Origin of the sequence: Spirosoma oryzicola, from assembly GCF_021233055.1 — a bacterium.
In the GTDB taxonomy this organism is placed as follows: domain Bacteria; phylum Bacteroidota; class Bacteroidia; order Cytophagales; family Spirosomataceae; genus Spirosoma; species Spirosoma oryzicola.
Genome location: NZ_CP089538.1, coordinates 414,476 through 432,589 on the forward strand (window position 1 = coordinate 414,476; position 18,114 = coordinate 432,589).

14 protein-coding genes and 1 tRNA gene are annotated in these 18,114 nt (G+C 48.0%); 6 read left to right on the forward strand and 9 right to left on the reverse strand.

Translation table 11 applies throughout. The features are described from left to right. Positions 1-257: 257 nt before the first annotated feature. Positions 258-776, reverse strand: a complete 519-nt coding sequence (locus tag LQ777_RS01710; RefSeq protein ID WP_232560790.1) for a hypothetical protein — start codon at positions 774-776, stop codon at positions 258-260. An 888-nt stretch (positions 777-1,664) separates the two neighbouring features. Between LQ777_RS01710 and LQ777_RS01715 the strand changes: the two genes are divergently transcribed. Beyond that, complete coding sequence (locus LQ777_RS01715) at positions 1,665-2,663, forward strand: acyltransferase (RefSeq protein ID WP_232560791.1); 999 nt, start codon at positions 1,665-1,667, stop codon at positions 2,661-2,663. 137 nt (positions 2,664-2,800) lie between these two features. Here LQ777_RS01715 and LQ777_RS01720 read toward each other — a convergent pair. Together LQ777_RS01720 and LQ777_RS01725 are read right to left on the reverse strand one after the other, a co-directional pair. Next, a tRNA-Arg gene (locus LQ777_RS01720) sits at positions 2,801-2,872 on the reverse strand. Positions 2,873-3,034: 162 nt separating this feature from the next. Then, entirely contained in the window at positions 3,035-4,186 is a 1,152-nt protein-coding gene (locus tag LQ777_RS01725) for an AI-2E family transporter (protein WP_232560792.1), read from the reverse strand. Between the two features lie 286 nt (positions 4,187-4,472). Here LQ777_RS01725 and LQ777_RS01730 point away from each other — a divergent pair, with 286 nt between their 5' ends. Together LQ777_RS01730 and LQ777_RS01735 are read left to right on the forward strand one after the other, a co-directional pair. Continuing rightward, the gene (locus tag LQ777_RS01730) at positions 4,473-5,180 is read left to right on the forward strand and encodes a response regulator (RefSeq protein ID WP_232560793.1); all 708 of its coding nucleotides are present in this window, start codon (positions 4,473-4,475) and stop codon (positions 5,178-5,180) included. A 95-nt stretch (positions 5,181-5,275) separates the two neighbouring features. Further along, entirely contained in the window at positions 5,276-6,310 is a 1,035-nt protein-coding gene (locus LQ777_RS01735) for a sensor histidine kinase (RefSeq protein ID WP_232560794.1), read from the forward strand. A gap of 32 nt (positions 6,311-6,342) precedes the next feature. On the opposite strand, the gene LQ777_RS01740 is transcribed toward LQ777_RS01735, so the two are convergent. Beyond that, complete coding sequence (locus LQ777_RS01740) at positions 6,343-7,608, reverse strand: aspartyl protease family protein (RefSeq protein WP_232560795.1); 1,266 nt, start codon at positions 7,606-7,608, stop codon at positions 6,343-6,345. A gap of 239 nt (positions 7,609-7,847) precedes the next feature. Between LQ777_RS01740 and tpiA the strand changes: the two genes are divergently transcribed. Beyond that, positions 7,848-8,612, forward strand: coding sequence for a triose-phosphate isomerase (tpiA, locus tag LQ777_RS01745; RefSeq protein WP_232560796.1), 765 nt, complete (start codon positions 7,848-7,850; stop codon positions 8,610-8,612). Between the two features lie 65 nt (positions 8,613-8,677). Continuing rightward, positions 8,678-9,193: a cupin domain-containing protein gene (locus tag LQ777_RS01750; protein WP_232560797.1), complete on the forward strand. Its 516-nt coding sequence runs from the start codon at positions 8,678-8,680 to the stop codon at positions 9,191-9,193. Here LQ777_RS01750 and LQ777_RS01755 read toward each other — a convergent pair. The 5 genes from LQ777_RS01755 to LQ777_RS01775 all read right to left on the reverse strand — a co-directional run bounded on the left by LQ777_RS01755 (position 9,164) and on the right by LQ777_RS01775 (position 15,468). Next, positions 9,164-10,222, reverse strand: a complete 1,059-nt coding sequence (locus tag LQ777_RS01755; protein WP_232560798.1) for a hypothetical protein — start codon at positions 10,220-10,222, stop codon at positions 9,164-9,166. The two genes, LQ777_RS01750 and LQ777_RS01755, sit on opposite strands and share 30 nt — an antisense overlap. Beyond that, positions 10,200-10,880 carry a hypothetical protein gene (locus LQ777_RS01760; RefSeq protein ID WP_232562782.1) on the reverse strand — a complete coding sequence of 227 codons (681 nt, stop codon included), beginning with the start codon at positions 10,878-10,880 and terminating at the stop codon, positions 10,200-10,202. Before LQ777_RS01760 ends, LQ777_RS01755 begins: the two co-directional genes overlap by 23 nt. Positions 10,881-10,895: 15 nt before the next feature. Further along, positions 10,896-11,456: an RNA polymerase sigma factor gene (locus tag LQ777_RS01765; protein ID WP_232560799.1), complete on the reverse strand. Its 561-nt coding sequence runs from the start codon at positions 11,454-11,456 to the stop codon at positions 10,896-10,898. 219 nt (positions 11,457-11,675) lie between these two features. Then, on the reverse strand, positions 11,676-13,850 hold the full coding sequence (locus tag LQ777_RS01770; protein WP_232560800.1) for a S46 family peptidase: 2,175 nt from the start codon (positions 13,848-13,850) through the stop codon (positions 11,676-11,678). 277 nt (positions 13,851-14,127) lie between these two features. Beyond that, entirely contained in the window at positions 14,128-15,468 is a 1,341-nt protein-coding gene (locus tag LQ777_RS01775; protein ID WP_232560801.1) for an NAD(P)/FAD-dependent oxidoreductase, read from the reverse strand. 224 nt (positions 15,469-15,692) lie between these two features. Here LQ777_RS01775 and LQ777_RS01780 point away from each other — a divergent pair, with 224 nt between their 5' ends. Further along, positions 15,693-18,113, forward strand: coding sequence for a TonB-dependent receptor (locus tag LQ777_RS01780; protein WP_232560802.1), 2,421 nt, complete (start codon positions 15,693-15,695; stop codon positions 18,111-18,113). Position 18,114: the final 1 nt, after the last annotated feature.

Genomic DNA, 18,114 nt, shown 5'->3' on the forward strand with positions numbered 1-18,114 from the left:
TAAAAGTAAAATAAAATGAGGAAAGGTTGTGTTGCGCGAAGCAATTTATACGACGCTAAGCGGTACAAAAACAAAAACCACAGAATGGATCAGTGGTTTGGCGGTCCTGCTTCTGTTACGGCAAGGAAGCCTCTAATAAAGCTACTCATTGATGGAATAGCTTTATTGCTGTATGTTGATTTACATGAACAAACGCTCTCCTGTGTAATACGCTCTGGTAAGGGCAACGAGTGCGCTTCAATGAAAACGAGTGCGCTTCAATGAAATAACTTACGCTTAAGCCGCTGCCAGCGAGAGGGTGTTTTAAGAATCGCGATGCCTCCACCCGTAATGGCTACTGAAATAGGCCGACCATACGAATAGAGTAGTATATCGTTTAGTTCAATGACCGGGCTTGATGGTGACCCTTGAAACGTAGTTTGTCCGCGCCAAAAAGTTAAGGCATGTACATCAACCTTAAAAGCCGTAGTATCGATACGGGTAGTAATCGGCAGGCTGAAAGCACCCGTATCATCCGATTGCGTAACCCATCGTTCTCCTGATCGAGAAACTGATACATAAGCTTCCGATACCGGTAAAAGAGTACCACTCGAATCATTCCGCATTATCCGTCCCCGAACGACCCACTTTGTGCTTGGACCAAGTGTACTCCGGACGGGAATTGCCCTGATCGAAACAACCGGTTTTTCTGCCGCTTGGTATACGGTAGCGGGTTGCGAGAGAATTCTACGTTGATTGACCTGCGCTCGGGCCGCTTGCCACCCAAACAAACTCATTGTCAACAGGCTAAGCCAATGCCGCCAAACGGGTCTAGCGCCCTTAGTAGCTGGTACTAATGGGCGGTTTAACTGGTCATCTCGAAAACGGCCGCAGTTTGTTGCCAAAGGTTTGCTCAGTAGCTTGATTAATTCCTGATCCGAAAAAGCCGTGTAGTCAACCACTAGTTTCTGGCAGCTTGCGCAAAATCGACCCCGCTCGTCTGGTTGCATTTCAGACCAACGTTCGTGACAAGGCTGTGGAATCTGGACGGAGAAGCTTGACATGGTGTGTACCTTCGACTAGGACTTACTTAACCGGGAAGCATGACTATACTGAATCATCTATCGTTTAACAGGACCACCAGTTGTACAAATAAGAAGCCTGATGGTGTGTCGCTGTTTTAGCAATTCTAAAAGCGGTTGATACGCCCTGTATACTTCAAATAATGTGTACATCGGTAGGAGCCAGAATAGTGACCAACCAAACGAGGGTTCGAAATGTACTGTCTGAAAAGCCAGCTTTTACAGGCTTTCGCCATATACGATTTGGTAAGAACGCGTGAGCTTATCTGCCATACTATTTATGGTAATATAAGCACAAATGAATGAGTGATAATTTTATATAAATACTTGTATAGTAAATAGAAAGTTGATTAATTAGTGCTATTATAACAAATAGGTAAGTAGTAATGGCTCTTATTGTAGTAGGGAGATACTACTTGCAAGAAGCGTTGTTATTTATAACAAACAGATCTAGATAATTGTAATTAAACAGAACCCTATGTCGATTTATATAGTCAACAACGTAAACGTGTCAACAATTAGTGCACCGTTAGGTCCGAGATCTGTGTTCACTAGTCTGTAATCCTTTTCGATTACCCAATTATCCACATTGCATTGTAGGTCATGGAGCAGCGTAATGCAAGCATAGATGTCTTTCGCTTTTTTGCAGCCTGTTTGGTATTTATCAGTCACAGTGTTTATTCCAATCATCCGTCACTGCTGGCTTTATTAGGAATAGTAGGTCGATGGGCGTTGCCTTTCTTTTTTCTGGTGAGTGGCTATTATTTTGAGAAAAGTTATGCTCGTCGGTCCGTATCTGCCTTTTCCAAAACCATAACGGCTCTGTTATCCGCCACCTTGTTTATTAATTTGTTTTACCTGGTGTTTGTTGGGCTCACGGAAGGGACGCTTAAGCCACTTGCTACGCACTTTACCCTGCTAACCGGTACTTACTTTCATCTGTGGTTTCTGACCTCACTTTTAGTAAGTTATGTAGTCCTCTGGTTTTTTCTAACCTACAAGCTGACCCGGTTACTACCTTATCTGGCAATAGCAACCATTGTCCTTGTTCTGCTGCTGACTCCTTACAATTATTTGTTTGGTATGAGCGCACACCCCATTTATGCGCGCTCGCTCTTATCAATCCCCTTCTTATGCATCGGGTTTTTTATTGCCCGATATTCAGTGGATGTTAACGTTTCCAGGCCAACGACCTATGTATTGATTGCCGTAGGTATCGGGATACAACTTATCGAAGGATGGTTTTTGTCGAATGGGGGGCAGGATTCGTCAAGGGTTAACTTCCTGGGCGGCACGTTTTTCGTATCGATCGGAATGTTCTTACTAGCCCTGCAACTGGTTGTGCGCAGCGACAGTGTGTTGGGTTATTATGGCCGTCGGTATTCGTTTCCTTTATACCTATATCATCCGTTCATCAACTACTTTCTTCACAAAACGCTGGAAGTTACGTCAATCGGGGAAGTGATGTATTGGCTTAGTCCAATAGTAGCCCTGGCTGCAACCTTACTCCTATTTATTTACCTGGACAAATATGCTCCGACCGTATTTCGTGTTCTGAGTGGCAACCTAAGTAGGCCAAAACTTGCTGAAAAGCCAAACTAATCTCTTAACCAAGCTTACACTAAAAGCAACTGAAAATCAGTACGCTTTGCTTGATCTACTAAGGCTGGTTAATTCATATTTGTAAATTAGAAAGGGCCAACAGATCGCGATCTGCTGGCCCTTTCTAATTTATTAAGTGCTCCCGAAGGGATTCGAACCCCTATCGTCGGTACCGGAAACCGAAATTCTATCCATTGAACTACGGAAGCGTCTTTTCCCAATGGGAGTGCAAATATACTAGCTTTTGCTCTAAAAACGCAAGTATCTTGCAAAGATGATTTTAGGCAAAAAGTCAAATGAGCAAGCACATCCTTTGAAAAACGAGCTCAATTTGAGGGTTGAGTAGGCATTGTGACCCGATTTGTGCTTTCCTACGTTTTCTCGTCAATCTCGCCAATTTTCTTCGCTCGTTTGGGTAGATGATCAGCCAGTTGCTGAAAGTTTTTGATGGGTGGACGGGGCTTTTCGGCTTCGCCGATCAAAAAACCGTAAGGGTTAAGTGACTCGACAGCATCGAAAATCACTTTTATGATGGCCGTCATGGGTAGTGCTAGTACCAGGCCCGGAAATCCCCAGACGTTTTCCCACAGAATCAGGACTATAATAGCCGCCAGCGGATTAATACTTACCTTAGAACCCACAATATAAGGCGTAATGAAATTACCTTCCAACGTTTGAACAAAGAGAAAAACGCCAATGACGCCGAGCGCTTTCAGCGGATTATCTTGCGTGACCAATGCGTAGGCTGCGGGTAGAAGCGAACCCATAGAAATTCCGAAGTAAGGGATCAAAACCAGACAAGCACCAAAGAATCCGAAGAAGATAGCATAGTCAATGCCGAGGATAAATAGCCCGATGGTCATTAGGGTACCGATGATCAAAATAACCAATACTAGTCCGGCCAAATAATCTTTTACGACGTTGTAGATACCGCTCAGCACAGCATCTATCTTGGAGCGCCGTGTACCATTGAACGCTCTGTAAAAAAAAGATCGGAAAAAGTCGCGGTAAAGCAAAAAAAAGAAAATAAACAGCAGCACCAGAAAAACATCCGTTAGGGTGCTGGTCGTAGCCAGCAGCGTGCTGGTCAGAATGGTGCCACCTTCAGCCAAAGCCTGGTTCAGGTATTTACGAACTTCGGCAACCTGGCGCTGTCGGTCGATGTTTAAACGTTCGTCGGCGTACGTCTGAAGCTGCCCCAGATACTCGTTACCTCGCTTGATCAGCTGCGGTATGACTTCGGCAAAGCTGCTGATCTGCATCGAAACAGCGTATAGAATGCCAACGATAACGGCCAGCGTCAGGATTAAACACAAGATAATGGCGAGTATTCGGGGAAGTCGCCAGTTTTCAAGTCGTTGCGCCAACGGAAAGAGCAGGACGGAAAATAGAATAGCAAAAACCAGCGGAATTAATAATCCATGGAGTGCATGTAATCCGTAAATAATAATAACCAATGACAGTAATACGCAGGAAATTTTAGCGTATAAGGGAAGCTTTATCTCCCGGGCGCGAGTATCCATAATGCAGCATAAACACGAATTCTAGTCTAATCGTTATTAAGTTTTTTTAAGCTGGAAAGGATACAACAGACTATACCGTCCCGTTGGCGGGCTAGTTGAAATCTTATAGCGTATAGAGTGAATTCAATGGGTTAGTAATCAACGGGTAACAAAAGCTTATGGAAGTTGTTTGCTTGTTAAATTTTTGTTAAGTATGTACTGTTTAGGCGTAACGTTGTGGATAAGCCACGTAACTTCGCAGTAGCCTAAGCTAACTAATAGGCTGTTCTCACCAATTCCGCTTCTCATGAGTGCTGCTAAAGCTGCTCAACCGCAACATCGCATTTTAGTCGTAGATGACGACGCCGACATTGTCGAAATGCTCGAATACAATTTGATTAAGGAAGGGTACGATGTGCGCACAGCGACCGATGGTCGTAAAGCCGTCGAAATTGCCCGTACTTATTTGCCTGAATTAGTAATGCTCGACATTATGATGCCGAAATTAGACGGTATCGAAGCAGGTCGGCAATTACGTGACATACCCGAGCTACGTCAGACTTACATTCTGTACCTGACCGCCCGTTCGGAGGAATATTCAGAAGTCGCGGCTTTTGATGTCGGGGCTGATGATTACATCACGAAACCCATCAAGCCGCGTGCCTTGATGAGTCGGATTAATGCACTCTTCCGGCGCGAAGCCCAGCGCGATGATCCAGGTGAGCAGATCAATATCGCCGAACTAACCATCAACCGGAAAAATTATTCGGTTACGCAGGGTGACAAGTCGGTCATTCTACCCAAAAAGGAATTTGAACTACTGTTTTTTCTGGCGCAACATCCCAATAAAGTGTTTAGCCGGGAAGAACTTCTTCAAAAAATATGGGGGGCCGATATTTATGTCCTCGAACGCACTGTCGATGTTCATATCCGTAAACTCCGCGAGAAAATCGGGGATACGCATATTCGAACGCTCAAAGGAGTTGGCTACATGTTTACCGACCAGCCCGAATAAACGAATGAGTGAATTAGTGACTGAGCGAATTGGTTTATTGATAAGTGATTGTGTGCCTATGCTGGGACACAATCACTCATTCTCTTATTTAGTTGATGTCGCTTAGCCCCCGCTTTATAGCTTTGCTGCTGGCGTCGCTGATTTCGGCGCTGACGGTCGTTTTTTTAACCTTCGTGGAAGGCGTAACCAACAACATGTTGTTTGTTGTGGGAATCTCCTCGTTTGGCGTCTCGTTTTTTCTGGTCCTGTACGCCATTGAACTGCTCGTTTTTCGAGAGGTCAATAAAATGTACAAGACCATCCACAAACTCAAGATCCGTGATTTTGCTATTTCGCGCAAGACAATCGTCAAAAATGTCAATCCCTTCAAGAAGCTGAACGACGAGATCTTTGTTTATGTCGCCAAAAAGCAGAAAGAAATTGATGAACTGAAACGGCTGGAACAATTTCGGCGTGAATTTCTGGCCGATGTTTCGCACGAACTGAAAACCCCAATTTTTGCCGCGCAGGGATTTATCCATACCCTTATCGACGGGGCCGTCGATGATGAGTTCGTGCGGGATAAGTTTCTGGCAAAGGCGGCTAAAAGTCTGGATGGTCTGGATGCGTTGGTCAAAGACCTGGTAGCGCTTTCGCAACTGGAAACTGGCGAGGTAACGATGAGCTTTGAGCGCGTTGACATTGCCCAGGTGACGGAAGAAATATTCGAACAGCTAGAAACGATTGCCAGTGATAAACGCACGTTTCTGAAGTTACGAATCGATCAGCCCGGCCCGGTCTGGGTGAAAGCGGACCCGCAGCGCATCATGCAGGTTATGACCAACCTGATCGAAAATGCGGTTAAATACGGGAATGAGAACGGCAAGGTTATCGTAAGTCTCGAAACCGACAAAAAACATGTGCTTATCGCTGTCAAAGACGATGGTCCCGGTATTCCGCCCGAACACCTGAGCCGAATTTTTGAGCGGTTCTACCGGGTCGAAAAAAGCCGCTCTAAGGATCGGGGTGGTACGGGGTTAGGATTGGCCATTGTGAAGCATATCCTGAATGCTCACAAAGCAAAGATCACCGTCATGAGCAAATTGGAAAAAGGAACTACGTTTCGCTTCAAACTGGAACGAATGGAGTAACCAAGCCAATCGCGTTTTTTACGTCAGAAAAGTTAGATGAATCGTTTCAGGGCAAAATGCGCAATAACCATCTGCCCATTACGTCTGACCAAGATAGAGACTTCCTTGCCTTCGCCTTTTTGAAGGATCTTATAAATATCGCTGACTGTCAGGTTCTTGGCTGAGTAGTTATTGACAAATAAAACTTCGTCACCTTCTTTGAGTCCAGACAGATCAGCGGGGGAACCTTCGATGATTTTGCCGACGTAATAGTTGCGTAACTGTTCGCCTTTGGCGCGAAGCTCCAGACCGCTCATATCGTGCTCAAACGTTTCGCGCATCAGACGCTTGACCGGTTTCATCACAACATAGCGCTCCGGGTAGTTGAACGTGACATTGAACCGGCGCAGCAGTTCGCAACCGACATTGCCCTGTCGTTCGGGCATATCGACCAGCTTCATCCCAAAAGCGGTGCTATCCGGGAAGGACGCCAGGATATTATCCAGTTCATAACGGCCAAATTTTATTTTCTGAATCCGGCCCATGCTGCCGTTGATCACTCCGTTTAACCCACGGCCCAGTTGCGCCCGAACCACTTTGGCCGGCAAGGGCATTGCATTTGTGCTGCGCGAGGGATCCAGCAGAAGGGCATGACCGGCCCCCGTGTCTAAAACCACCCGAAGCGGCATAGACTTTTCTCCGTCGTAAACAGACAGTGCATCGGTATACGCTTTGGTGTCTTGAATCGTAATGGGATAACGGTCGCCTTTCCGCTTCCGATAGCGGTATTTTTTTGGCTGCATGATGACGAGTTCCCGCCGGGTAAAATCAACGTTTACGACAAAATTGGCAAAGAGTTCATAGCCAAAAATGCCATGAACCGGTGTTCCGACAAACTCCGAAAGCTTTAGAATGTCTTCGTCCAACAGCACAATGTTGTGGTGCGAAGCCCGTAGGTCGCCCATTCGCAGGTTGTTGTTGATCGCAATTGATGCGGTCAGGTTAGCCCCTTCACCTGCCCCCGCAATTTTCATTTTTCGGGCGAGTGTAAGCGGTTGTTTCTTGAAAATACTAGGGTCGGTAATAATGGTATTGCTAACGCCCGTATCCAGAATAAAATGGAGCGTATCGGAATCATTGATGCGTACCGGGACGATGATCAGGTTTGAATGAAGTTGGAAAGGAATTCGCGTCCAGGAGCGATTCCCGGCTATATAAAAGCCGTAACGGTCGCGATCCGGGGTACCCTTGTTGCCATCCTTGGCCCAAGCGTCCAGACAGATGCATAGCATCCCGATTGCCAATAGTACCGCCTTCATGTAGATGTTGTTTATAGCATTGAAATTACGTATTTTTTACTAGAATAACACAAAAAAAGAGTAGTGAGTTTTGCTTGTGAACAAGCGGTATACACCGTTGAACGATCGCTTTACAAAATTTACCACTGCTCCAAACAACGGGTTCGGATGAAAAGCCCTAATTTCGCCCAGAGTTGATAGACAATGCCCTGTTTAAGTAACTCATTGTAGTTGATTATTAGCACATTATTTTCTGTTCTATGCGTAAAAAGATAGTTGCCGGTAACTGGAAAATGAACAAAACCTTCGAGGAAGCGAAAGCCCTGCTATCGGAGGTGATCAATATGGTTAAGGATGAAGTTACGGGGGACGTTCAGGTGGTGCTTTGTCCGCCTTCGTTGTACCTGACTACATCACGCCAGTACATCGCACCGGGTGGTAAGATTTCACTAGGAGCACAGAACTGCCACGAGAAAGCTTCGGGTGCTTACACAGGTGAAATTTCGGCACCGATGCTCCAGTCTATCGGCGTCGAATACGTCATCCTGGGTCATAGCGAACGGCGTCAGTATTTCGAAGAAACCAATGCGCAGTTGGCCGAAAAAGTCAATAGTGTACTTGAAAATGGCCTGACGCCAATTTTTTGCTGCGGTGAATCGCGCGATCTACGCGAAAACGGCGATTACATCGGTTTTGTAAAAGATCAGTTGACCGAAAGCCTTTTTCACCTGTCGGCTGAATCGTTCAGCAAAGTCGTTATTGCTTACGAACCCATCTGGGCTATCGGTACCGGCTTAACGGCTTCATCGGCGCAGGCGCAGGATATGCATTTCGAGCTTCGTCAGCACATTGCCGGACAGTATGGTGATGAGGTAGCGCAGGAAACGTCAATTTTATACGGCGGTAGCGCCAACGAGAAAAATGCGGCTGAGCTCTTCGCACAACCGGATGTTGACGGTGGTCTTATCGGTGGTGCTTCGCTCAAATCGCGCGAGTTTACCAACGTTATCAAGGCTCGCCAGTAACAACAATGGCCAGGTCAATGCCTGGCCATTACTTTTTCTAACGCTTAAACGAACGGTGGTTCCGGATGACAGCTGCTTACTACGTCCAGAAATTACAGATGGAGCCCCATCCAGAGGGCGGTTATTTCGCCGAAACCTACCGGTCAGCCGAAACGATTCCACATTCGGCCTTGCCTGATCGATTCGGCGGTAATCGTGCGTTTGGAACGGCGATTTATTTTTTGCTGGAAAGCCACCACGTTTCTGCGCTCCACCGAATACAGGCTGACGAAATCTGGCATTTCTACGCGGGTGGACCACTAGACGTTTTCGTAATCGATCCAACCGGCGAACTGACAGTTATTCGTTTGGGCAACAAGCTGGAACAGGGCGACGTATTTCAGGCGGTTGTTCCGGCGGGCTGCTGGTTTGGCTCGAAGCCCGCCGAGGGTAGCGCTTTTTCGCTCGTGGGCTGCACTGTTGCGCCGGGTTTCGACTTTGCCGATTTCGAAATGGCTGATCGCGCTACACTTCTTGAGGAATACCCTCAACACCGGGCGGTTATCGAGCAGCTAACGGAAGTTTACATTCCCAAACTTTGAGATAACCCGAACCTTAGGGCCTGAACCGCTACCGATTTTACCCGTGTATTGCTTCGTCAGACGCGGTCCCGAATTACTCTTCTCTTCGGGTTGTGTTCGAAAATGCAGCGACTGATCGGATGCGTAGTTGAAGTTGCCGTAGCTAACGGTCACGTCGAAATCGCAGTTGTTTACATTTTCCATCGGCAAGGCAACGGATGAGTAATTCGCCTGAATATCAATGTTGTCTACTTTGTTAGATAACTGCTCGATCCGAAAACCACCCGAAAAGTCGAGTTTAATCTTTCCCGATTCGCGCAGGGTGCCAATCTTCGCTCCTGAGTAGTTGATATCCGCATCCAGTTTACCAACGTCCCCGATGCTCATTTTACCGAACTTGTTGCTCAGGACAAGCACGTTCACCCGATCCAGTTCCAGATTACCGTAGGCAATGTCCAGTTTCCCTTCGTCAAGCGTGTGAATATCAGCTTTGCCGTAAGCAACATCAATGTCGTTCTGGCGGCCCAGCAATTGATCGGCGCTAAAATTACCGTAGCGCGAATGAACTGACAGCGGGGCATGAAATGACGGAATACTGGTGTTGCCAAACTTATTACGAATGGTCAGCGCGTTTTTCTTGGGCATCGTCACTTCGTAATTGATCTTTACAAAGTTTCGGTCGCCGTTGTTTTTCCAGCTGTTCAGACTCCAGTTCGACAATTTATTCTGGCTGAAATTTGTGCGAATGAGAATCTGATCGCCACTCCGTTTTTCTTCAATCGAAACTGCATCCAGGTACCGTTGGACACGTTCGTCCGAATCCGAGTTGGCTACGATGGTGATTTGAACGCGAATTTCGCTTTTGTCCCACAATCCCACCGATACTTCGCCGAACTGATTGTCAACGACCAGATTGTCTTTGGCATCGACATCGAATAGCTTGATAATGGTTTTCTTTCGTTCAGTCGCGCCCGCTACAATCGGGTCCTCGGCTCGCGTTAGCAGCGGGCAAAGGAAAAGCAATAGGCTATACAGGATTCTGATTTTCATTCGTTTGCTGTTTAATGCGTTGAATAACACGCAACTGTTCGTTAAGCAGGTTGATCTGTATTTGCAGGTTCTGAATCATGGCCTGAATCAGCATTTCCTGATTCGGATTTTTCGGCAGATCGGCTTTCAATGACTGGTACGATTTTTCGAGCCGGTTAAGGTCCGTCGCAAATTCTTCGTACAGAGCGGGATTATCTTCGGTCATGTGTTTCAGTTCGGCCCGCTTATCATCAATCAGTCGCGTATACTGAACGACTTCTTTGGCGTAGGTAGGGCCGACCGCCACCACTTCGGGTTGACGGGTAACACCGTACTGGTGATTCATGTACAGAAAGCTGCCCGCCAGCAATAACACGGCGATAGATGCGGCCACTCGCCAGTCCAGGCTCGACCATGACCAACCAGACCGGTCGTGCCTGGATTGACCTAGTCTTGCTTGACCAAGTTGGTTGTTATCCGATTCGGACCCGTTTTTATGAATTTGCCCAAATGGGAAGGTGCTGTCGAGCCGAGCCTGATCGGGCGTCGAATCTTTCTCATCCGGCGGTTGTGCTGGTAACCCGGCTTCTATCTTACGCCACAAGTCCAGGGACGGCTCTTTGTCGTCAAAATCCTCGCGATTGTCGCGTATGAAGCGTTCTAAATTATCTTTTCTCATCATTAGTTTTGTTGTTCATTGCAATAATTCTAACAACCGTTTTTTACCCCGCAGATATTGTGTTCGGGATGTTGTTTCGCTAATATTCAACACATTGCCTATCTCTTCGTGATCGTACCCCTCAAATAAATACAGCGACAAAACAACCCGGTACCCTTCTGGAAGCAACTGCATCGCTCGCCTAACCCGTTCTACTTCAAGCTGAGTCCCTTCTTCGTCGTAGGGTTCCGGATCGGCAAAGTCGGGACCATCGTCTTCACCAAACCGATTTGAATCCATATCGACGAGTTCCAGGCGACGACTACGCAGGTGATTAATGGCCCGGTTAACCACAATCTGCTTTAGCCAAGCCCCGAAAGTACTCTGCCCCCGGAACGAACTGATGTGATTGAACGCATCCATGAACGCTTCCTGCAATACGTCTTCGGCCTCAGCCTCGTGATTGAGAATACGGAGGCAGACGTTGTACATCGCTTTGACGTACTGCTGGTAAAGTTCATATTGAGCCCGTCGCTCACCCTGTTGGCAGCGCCTGACCAAGTCAGCATGGCGATCTGGGTATGGTTTAGGTTCCAACAGTTTCAGCCTAGTGTGTAGTTTAGATTGTAATCAATGAAAAGATGGAAGAAAAAAACAAATGTTGCACGGGTTCTTAAAAAAATAGGTAGCTACGCTAACTAGAAGGTCTACCCCAAGCAATAAAAAAAGGACAGACCCGTTTTGTCTGCCCTTAATTAGCTGGTTTCTTGCGCTATGTGGCTAGTCTGTTGAACAACTAACTCATAGGGCGCAATCTTACTTTTTCGTCGATACTTTACCCGTCGAATTCGCAGAAGTACCGCCGGTCAACTCGCTTACCAACCGATCTGCTTTGTAGATGTAGCGCATAGCGGCTATAATACCACCAGTATGAACCGAGATGGTTCGGTTTGCGTCGGGTACAAAAATGAACTCGCCCGGCAGGCTTTCCATGTTTCCGTCGAAAGCCAGACCGACTGCTTCCCGATTTTTGTTGATCATAGGACTTCCTGAATTGCCGCCAATAATATCGTTGGTTGAAATAAAACACATTGGCTCCTTCAACAAGGCCGCCGGTGGATTCTTCCAGCGGGCGGGTAGATTCCAGGGTGCTTTATCGGCAAATGAATAATTACGGTCGTATAAGCCCGAAAACGTGGTCATGATCGGTGCTTTGGTGCCGTTGTAATTATAGCTCTGAACCACGCCGTCATTGATACGGAGCGAAAAAGTAGCGTCGGGTGGCACGGCAGCGCCGTATACGTCGTACAGCATCCGCCCTAATTGGCCGCGCAGTACCTCCTGCCGTTGCGAGATTTGTCGTGCCTGACGGGCTGCGGCCACATAGCGTGGGAAGCCAATGCGGGCAAGTACCAGCATCGGATCGTCGGAGGCCGCAATTGAGCCGGGCCGCGTAGCCAGTTCTTTTATAAAGGCCGGATTGCTCAGTTTAGTTGTTTTAAGCAAGTAAGCCGCTGCCTCTTTAGGCGTTCGGGGTTTGCCCGCAACCATTCCCAACGCCGTTTTTACGTAAGGGTCGTCGTTACCCAGGCCAGTCTGAGCTTCGGTCAGGTGAGCGGTCAGGTACGCTTCTTCCAGAACAGCGCTTTTTACGTTTGGCGATACCAGAAGCGAACGGGCACTTTCCGCATCCTGCGGACGGGAAGTCAACAGCTCACCAAATTGGGTCAGCACATTCGCAAAGGTGAGGTATTCACCCATAATTCGCTCGCTGGGGGCCAGGTAGTTTGCATCCTTGAACAGACTACGCAACTGAGCCGTATTGGTGGCAATATCGTCCCACGTTTTTAGCTGATCGGCGGGTAGGTTTTTGGCTTTGGCCGCCGTCTGAAACTGATGCTCGAAGTTGGCCTTACGGGCCAGTAAACTTGCATCGCGCAAACCCGCCAGTTGCCCACCGTAGGCTTTCAGGCTGTTTTCATAGCTGAAGATCTCGTTTAAGATGCTGTCGTTTTTGGCCGTAGCATTATAAGCTTGTAGAGCAGCCGAGCGGTTACGCAACAGCTGAATGGTTGCGGGTGTCTGCAAATCGCGGTCAAATTCCAGCTCGGCAACGGTCTTGAGCCGTTCGGTGTGACCGGGGTTACCAATCACAAAAATTGGTTCGCCGTCGCGGATACCGTTGGTATTGAATTTAAAAAAGTGCGTAGTCTGGAGTGGCTTGCCGTTGTCGTACACCCGAAAAAAAGAGCAGTCAAGCGCGTAGCGGGGGTAAGTAAAATTGTCGTAGTCGCCACCAAAGAAGCCGAGCTGCAATTCGGGCATAAATACAAGCCGAACGTCGTTGTAGCGTTTAAAGCCGTACAGCGCATACCGCCCGCCGTTGTAAAACGTAATCGTCTGCAATTCCAGCCCCTGCCAGCCTGCTTTTGTGCTGTATTCCTGCTTGATTGTTGACAATGCTTGTTCGCGGGCCTGCAACTGCGCCTGCTCGTTGCCTACGCCGTTCATTGCGTCCTGAACACGTTTCGTAATATCCTCAATCTTGACGAGCTGATCGACGAACAAACCGTCTACCTTACGCTCTTCGGTGAGGGTTTTCGCAAAAAAGCCGGTTGCGTTCAGATCTTCTCCTTTGCGCGTAACCCCCGTTCCTGACTCGCGGGCGCAGTGATGGTTTGTCATGACCAGCCCGTTGGCGGAAACAAATGAAGCCGAACAGTAATCGGCAAAACGTAGCGATGCGAGCCGGGCCTCATCAAACCACTTATCGTCTGGTTTGAAGCCGTATGTCTTCGTGAAAAACTCCTTCGGTGGGGTATCGAAAGTCCACATTTTCCCCAAGTCGAGTGGACCGCCTTTGGTACTATCGACTTGATCCGCCGGGGCGGTTCCGGGATAAGGCTCGGTTGATTGTGCTAAAAGTGCACCTGTGAGGGTGGTGAATAGCGCACTTACAAACAGTGTAGAGCGAAGGTTAATCCTGTGCATCAGAGAAAATAGCTAGTAGCCAATAAAACGTGAATTTGGCGCAAACGTTTTATGAAATCGTTTTTGCACTACCAGCTCAAGGTCGTGGGTCGTCGTTAATCCCTGCGGAATTCATTCGTTCTAGTCAATACCGCTTCTCTGTAGCTGCACATGAATTGTGTAGCCATTAAATACACCGCTAATAGTGGCTGTGCGTACCCTCGTCGGTAAGCCCAAACACACAAACGGCAACTCCTTTGCCAAGAAGCTGCCGTTTGTGTGTTTGGGCTATGGTTACTTAACTCATTTCGTTTTTCAGGAGAATTTCCTGACCGACCTTATCATCTTTCCGAACAAAAGGTCGGATGATGATCCGGGTACCCCGTTCGTATGTGAACAATCGGTAGATCCAGTTACTGAAAACAATCAGTTTGCTACGGAAGCCGACCAGGTACCAGATGTGCACAAAAAGCCAGGAGATCCAGGCAATAAAACCACCGAGGTGAATATTTCCCGGTAGGTCAGCCACGGCACGGCTACGGCCTACAATCGCCAGTGATCCTTTGTCGAAGTACTCGAACGGTTCCGTTGGCTCGTTCTTCATCAGTCGGCGTAGGTTTTTCGCAAGGTGCACACCCTGTTGAATGGCGGGCTGAGCCACCCCTGGATGACCTCTTGGATACTTTTCCAGTTTCATGAACGCAATATCACCGATGGCAAATACATCGTTCAGACCTATGACGCGGTTGATGGGGTCTACCAGCACTCGGCCCTTTTCAATGGATTCGGCTGGAATACCGTCGATTAGAGCTCCGGTTACGCCCGCTCCCCAAACCAGGGTTTGCGTTCTGATTTGCTCACCGCCTTTAAACGTTACCGTATCGCCGTCGTACGATTCGACAAGCGTATTTAGCTTGATAATAACGCCCAGATCTTCGAGATACCGCTGCGATTTTTGCCCGGCTTCATCCGACATCGGTGGTAGTACCTTGCCCAGCCCCTCCACGATGTATATTTTCATCTGACTGAAATCCAGACCGGGATAATCGCTCGGTAGAACGTGTTTCCGCATCTCGGCTAGTGAGCCAGCCATCTCAACACCGGTCGGTCCCGCTCCGGCAATAACAAACGTCAGCAGACTCTGCCGTTCAACTGGATCGGTGGTGACGCTGGCCTGTTCGAAGCATTGCAGGAACTGGCTTCTCACATTGAGCGCTTCAGGAATAGTCTTTAACGGAAACGAATATTTCTTGATCTGTTCATTGCCGAAGAAGTTTGATTTTGTTCCCGTAGCAATGACCAGATAGTCGTAATGCAAGTCGCCGATGGTCGTGGTTACCGTTTTAGCTGCTGGATCAATTTTGTTGACACGCACCATCCGGTAATGGAAATCCTCGAAGCCGTCAAACATTTTCCGGAAGGGTTCGGCAATAGCATCCGGTTCAAGTCCGGCGGTTGCTACCTGATACAGCAGGGGCCAGAAACCGTTGTAATTTTGTTTGTCGAGCAACACTACCTGAACATCTTTATTTTTCAGGCTTTTGGCTAAGTTCATACCACCAAATCCTCCGCCGATAATGACGACGCGCGGTTTGGTAGTATCAGGTATATTCAGCGAAAGTTTATCAAATTGGAGCATCGTCGTGAAGTTTTCAGCCCAGCGGTTGTTTACGGTTGTACTACCTTGTAATCAGTTGTTTTGTTTGGCTCAGGGCCAAAAAGTAAGCAGCGTAAAAACTCTTTGCCCGGTTTGTGTATACGATTTGTCGATAAAAAAGGTTAATAGATTGATTAGCTTTATTGCGCTGGTAAGCGAGCTTACTGCCCTGCCTCAATCTACCCGTTTTCACCTCATTCTCTTTTATGCGTTTTGGTCTTTACGCTCTAGTGAGCTTTTTCTATCTGTATAACAATGTATGGGCTCAGAAAGTGACCAATCGGGCAACTATAAGCGGTTATGTGCGCGAAATAGGGAGCCAGGAAGCTCTAATTGGCGTAAACGTTTACATTCCCGGCACGACGACAGGTACCACAACGAATACGTACGGATTTTACTCGCTGACGCTGCCTGCGCAGGATAGCGTTCGATTGGCCTACTCATTCGTCGGTTACGAAACGGTTACGCGTGCCAGTCAACTACGCGCTAATCAAACAATCAGTGTAGCGCTTACGCCCGGACGCGCCTTAGCAGAGGTGAACGTGCCCGCCGAATCGACGGGTGAAAAAGTTAGCGAGAGTGCTCAGATGAGTGCAATCGATATTCCAATTGCGCAGATCAAAAAGATACCGGCTTTTCTGGGAGAGAAAGACGTGTTGAAAGTGCTTCAGCTGATGCCGGGTGTTCAGAAAGGTTCTGAGGGGCAGACCGGCATTTACGTGCGGGGTGGGGGACCGGACCAGAACCTAATTATTCTGGACGACGCCGTCGTGTACAATGCCAGCCATCTATTCGGCTTCTTTTCTGTATTCAACGGTGATGCGATCAAGAGCGTCGAGTTAATAAAAGGAGGCTTTCCGGCACGGTACGGTGGGCGGTTGTCGTCGGTAATCGAAATGAACCTGAAAGATGGTAACCGCGAAAAGCTCCACGGCGAAGGCGGTATCGGGCTAATCGCGTCGCGGCTGACGCTCGAAGGCCCCCTGACCAAAAACAAGAAAAGCTCCTTTCTGATATCGGGTCGTCGTACGTATCTGGATATTCTGGCGGCTCCGCTTATCAATGCCGAAACGCGTGGTCAGACAAAGATTGGGTATTTCTTCTACGACCTTAACGCCAAGGCAAATTACGACCTGAGCGATAAAGACAAATTGTACCTAAGCGGCTACTTTGGCCGGGATAAGTTTCATGCCCGTGACAGAACCCAGAACACGGATACCGACTTGAGTTGGGGCAATGCCACCAGTACACTTCGCTGGAATCACCTCTTCAGTCAAAAACTGTTCTCGAATCTGTCGCTGATTTATAGTGATTACAAGTTTCAAATTGCGTCTATCGAACGGGGAACGGTAGACAATCAGCTGTATTCGCTTCAATACAATTCGGGAATTCGGGATTTCTCGCTTAAGTACGACTTCGATTATTATCCGTCGCCTGAACACTCGGTAAAAGTTGGCGTCCAGGGAACGTATCACCGCTTTACACCCAGCGCCGTTGTCTTGCAAAACAGTGCGATCAACCAGCTGAACAGCACCATAAATACTATCGACGTTACCGAATCCGGGGTTTATGCGGAGGATATCTGGCGACCTTCGAGCCGGTGGCGCATCAATGGTGGGTTACGCCTGAGCTATTTCCAACAAAAAGACGTTGGCTATTTCCGCCCGGAACCGCGCCTTTCTGGTGCTTATACACTCCGACCCGATTTGTCTGTCAAGGCGTCCTATGCGTTGATGAACCAGTACGTTCATTTGCTTTCAAATACCGGAATCGGCCTGCCAACCGATTTGTGGGTTCCTACTACCGACCGGGTAAAGCCGCAGCAATCGCAGCAAGTGGCGGTTGGCATTGCAAAAGATTTTACGACCGGGAGTTCGTTCACCAAAGGTTTGGCATTGACCATCGAAGGTTACTACAAGACGATGGACAACATTATTAACTATAAAGAAGGAGCCAGCTTTTTGTTGATCAATGACCCTACTTCGGCGAATAGCGTACGCTGGGAGGATAATGTGACCGCTGGCAGGGGCTGGTCCTACGGCGCAGAATTTCTATTGCAAAAGAAAGTCGGGCGGTTTTCAGGTTGGGCGGGCTACACGCTCTCCTGGACGCAGTGGCAATTTGCCGAGTTGAACAATGGTCGGCCTTATTACCCACGCTACGACCGTCGTCATGATGTTTCGCTGGTTGGTATCTATGAACTAAACAAACGAATCACGTTGTCAGCAACTTGGGTGTACGGTACAGGAAACGCGCTTACCATGCCGATCTCCCGGTACGATGCCTACCGGGCGGGTGCTAGCTACCTGTATGACAACGACGGACGCGGTATTATACAGTCGCTTCTTCAAAATAGCCGCCCGGTCGATGATTACGGAACGCAGAGAAACCGGTTTCGGGCTGAGCCCTACCACCGCTTCGACGTAAGTATTCAGTTTCATAAGCAGAAAAAACACCACGAACGAACCTGGGAAATAAGCATGTACAACCTGTACAATCGTCGTAACCCTTATTTCTATCGGTTAGAAGCCGTCGATCCATTATCTACTGAGCCGTCGCGGATTGGGTTATTTCGTTACTCGGTTTTTCCAATCGTCCCGTCGGTGAGTTACAATTTCAAGTTTTAAA

Coding starts and splice junctions, on each gene's coding strand:
- LQ777_RS01710 (WP_232560790.1), bottom strand. CDS start 776: ATGAGTTTGTTTGGGTGGCAAGCGGCCCGAGCGCAGGTCAATCAACGT.
- LQ777_RS01715 (WP_232560791.1), top strand. CDS start 1,665: ATGGAGCAGCGTAATGCAAGCATAGATGTCTTTCGCTTTTTTGCAGCC.
- LQ777_RS01725 (WP_232560792.1), bottom strand. CDS start 4,186: ATGGATACTCGCGCCCGGGAGATAAAGCTTCCCTTATACGCTAAAATT.
- LQ777_RS01730 (WP_232560793.1), top strand. CDS start 4,473: ATGAGTGCTGCTAAAGCTGCTCAACCGCAACATCGCATTTTAGTCGTA.
- LQ777_RS01735 (WP_232560794.1), top strand. CDS start 5,276: ATGTCGCTTAGCCCCCGCTTTATAGCTTTGCTGCTGGCGTCGCTGATT.
- LQ777_RS01740 (WP_232560795.1), bottom strand. CDS start 7,608: ATGAAGGCGGTACTATTGGCAATCGGGATGCTATGCATCTGTCTGGAC.
- tpiA (WP_232560796.1), top strand. CDS start 7,848: ATGCGTAAAAAGATAGTTGCCGGTAACTGGAAAATGAACAAAACCTTC.
- LQ777_RS01750 (WP_232560797.1), top strand. CDS start 8,678: ATGACAGCTGCTTACTACGTCCAGAAATTACAGATGGAGCCCCATCCA.
- LQ777_RS01755 (WP_232560798.1), bottom strand. CDS start 10,222: ATGAAAATCAGAATCCTGTATAGCCTATTGCTTTTCCTTTGCCCGCTG.
- LQ777_RS01760 (WP_232562782.1), bottom strand. CDS start 10,880: ATGAGAAAAGATAATTTAGAACGCTTCATACGCGACAATCGCGAGGAT.
- LQ777_RS01770 (WP_232560800.1), bottom strand. CDS start 13,850: ATGCACAGGATTAACCTTCGCTCTACACTGTTTGTAAGTGCGCTATTC.
- LQ777_RS01775 (WP_232560801.1), bottom strand. CDS start 15,468: ATGCTCCAATTTGATAAACTTTCGCTGAATATACCTGATACTACCAAA.
- LQ777_RS01780 (WP_232560802.1), top strand. CDS start 15,693: ATGCGTTTTGGTCTTTACGCTCTAGTGAGCTTTTTCTATCTGTATAAC.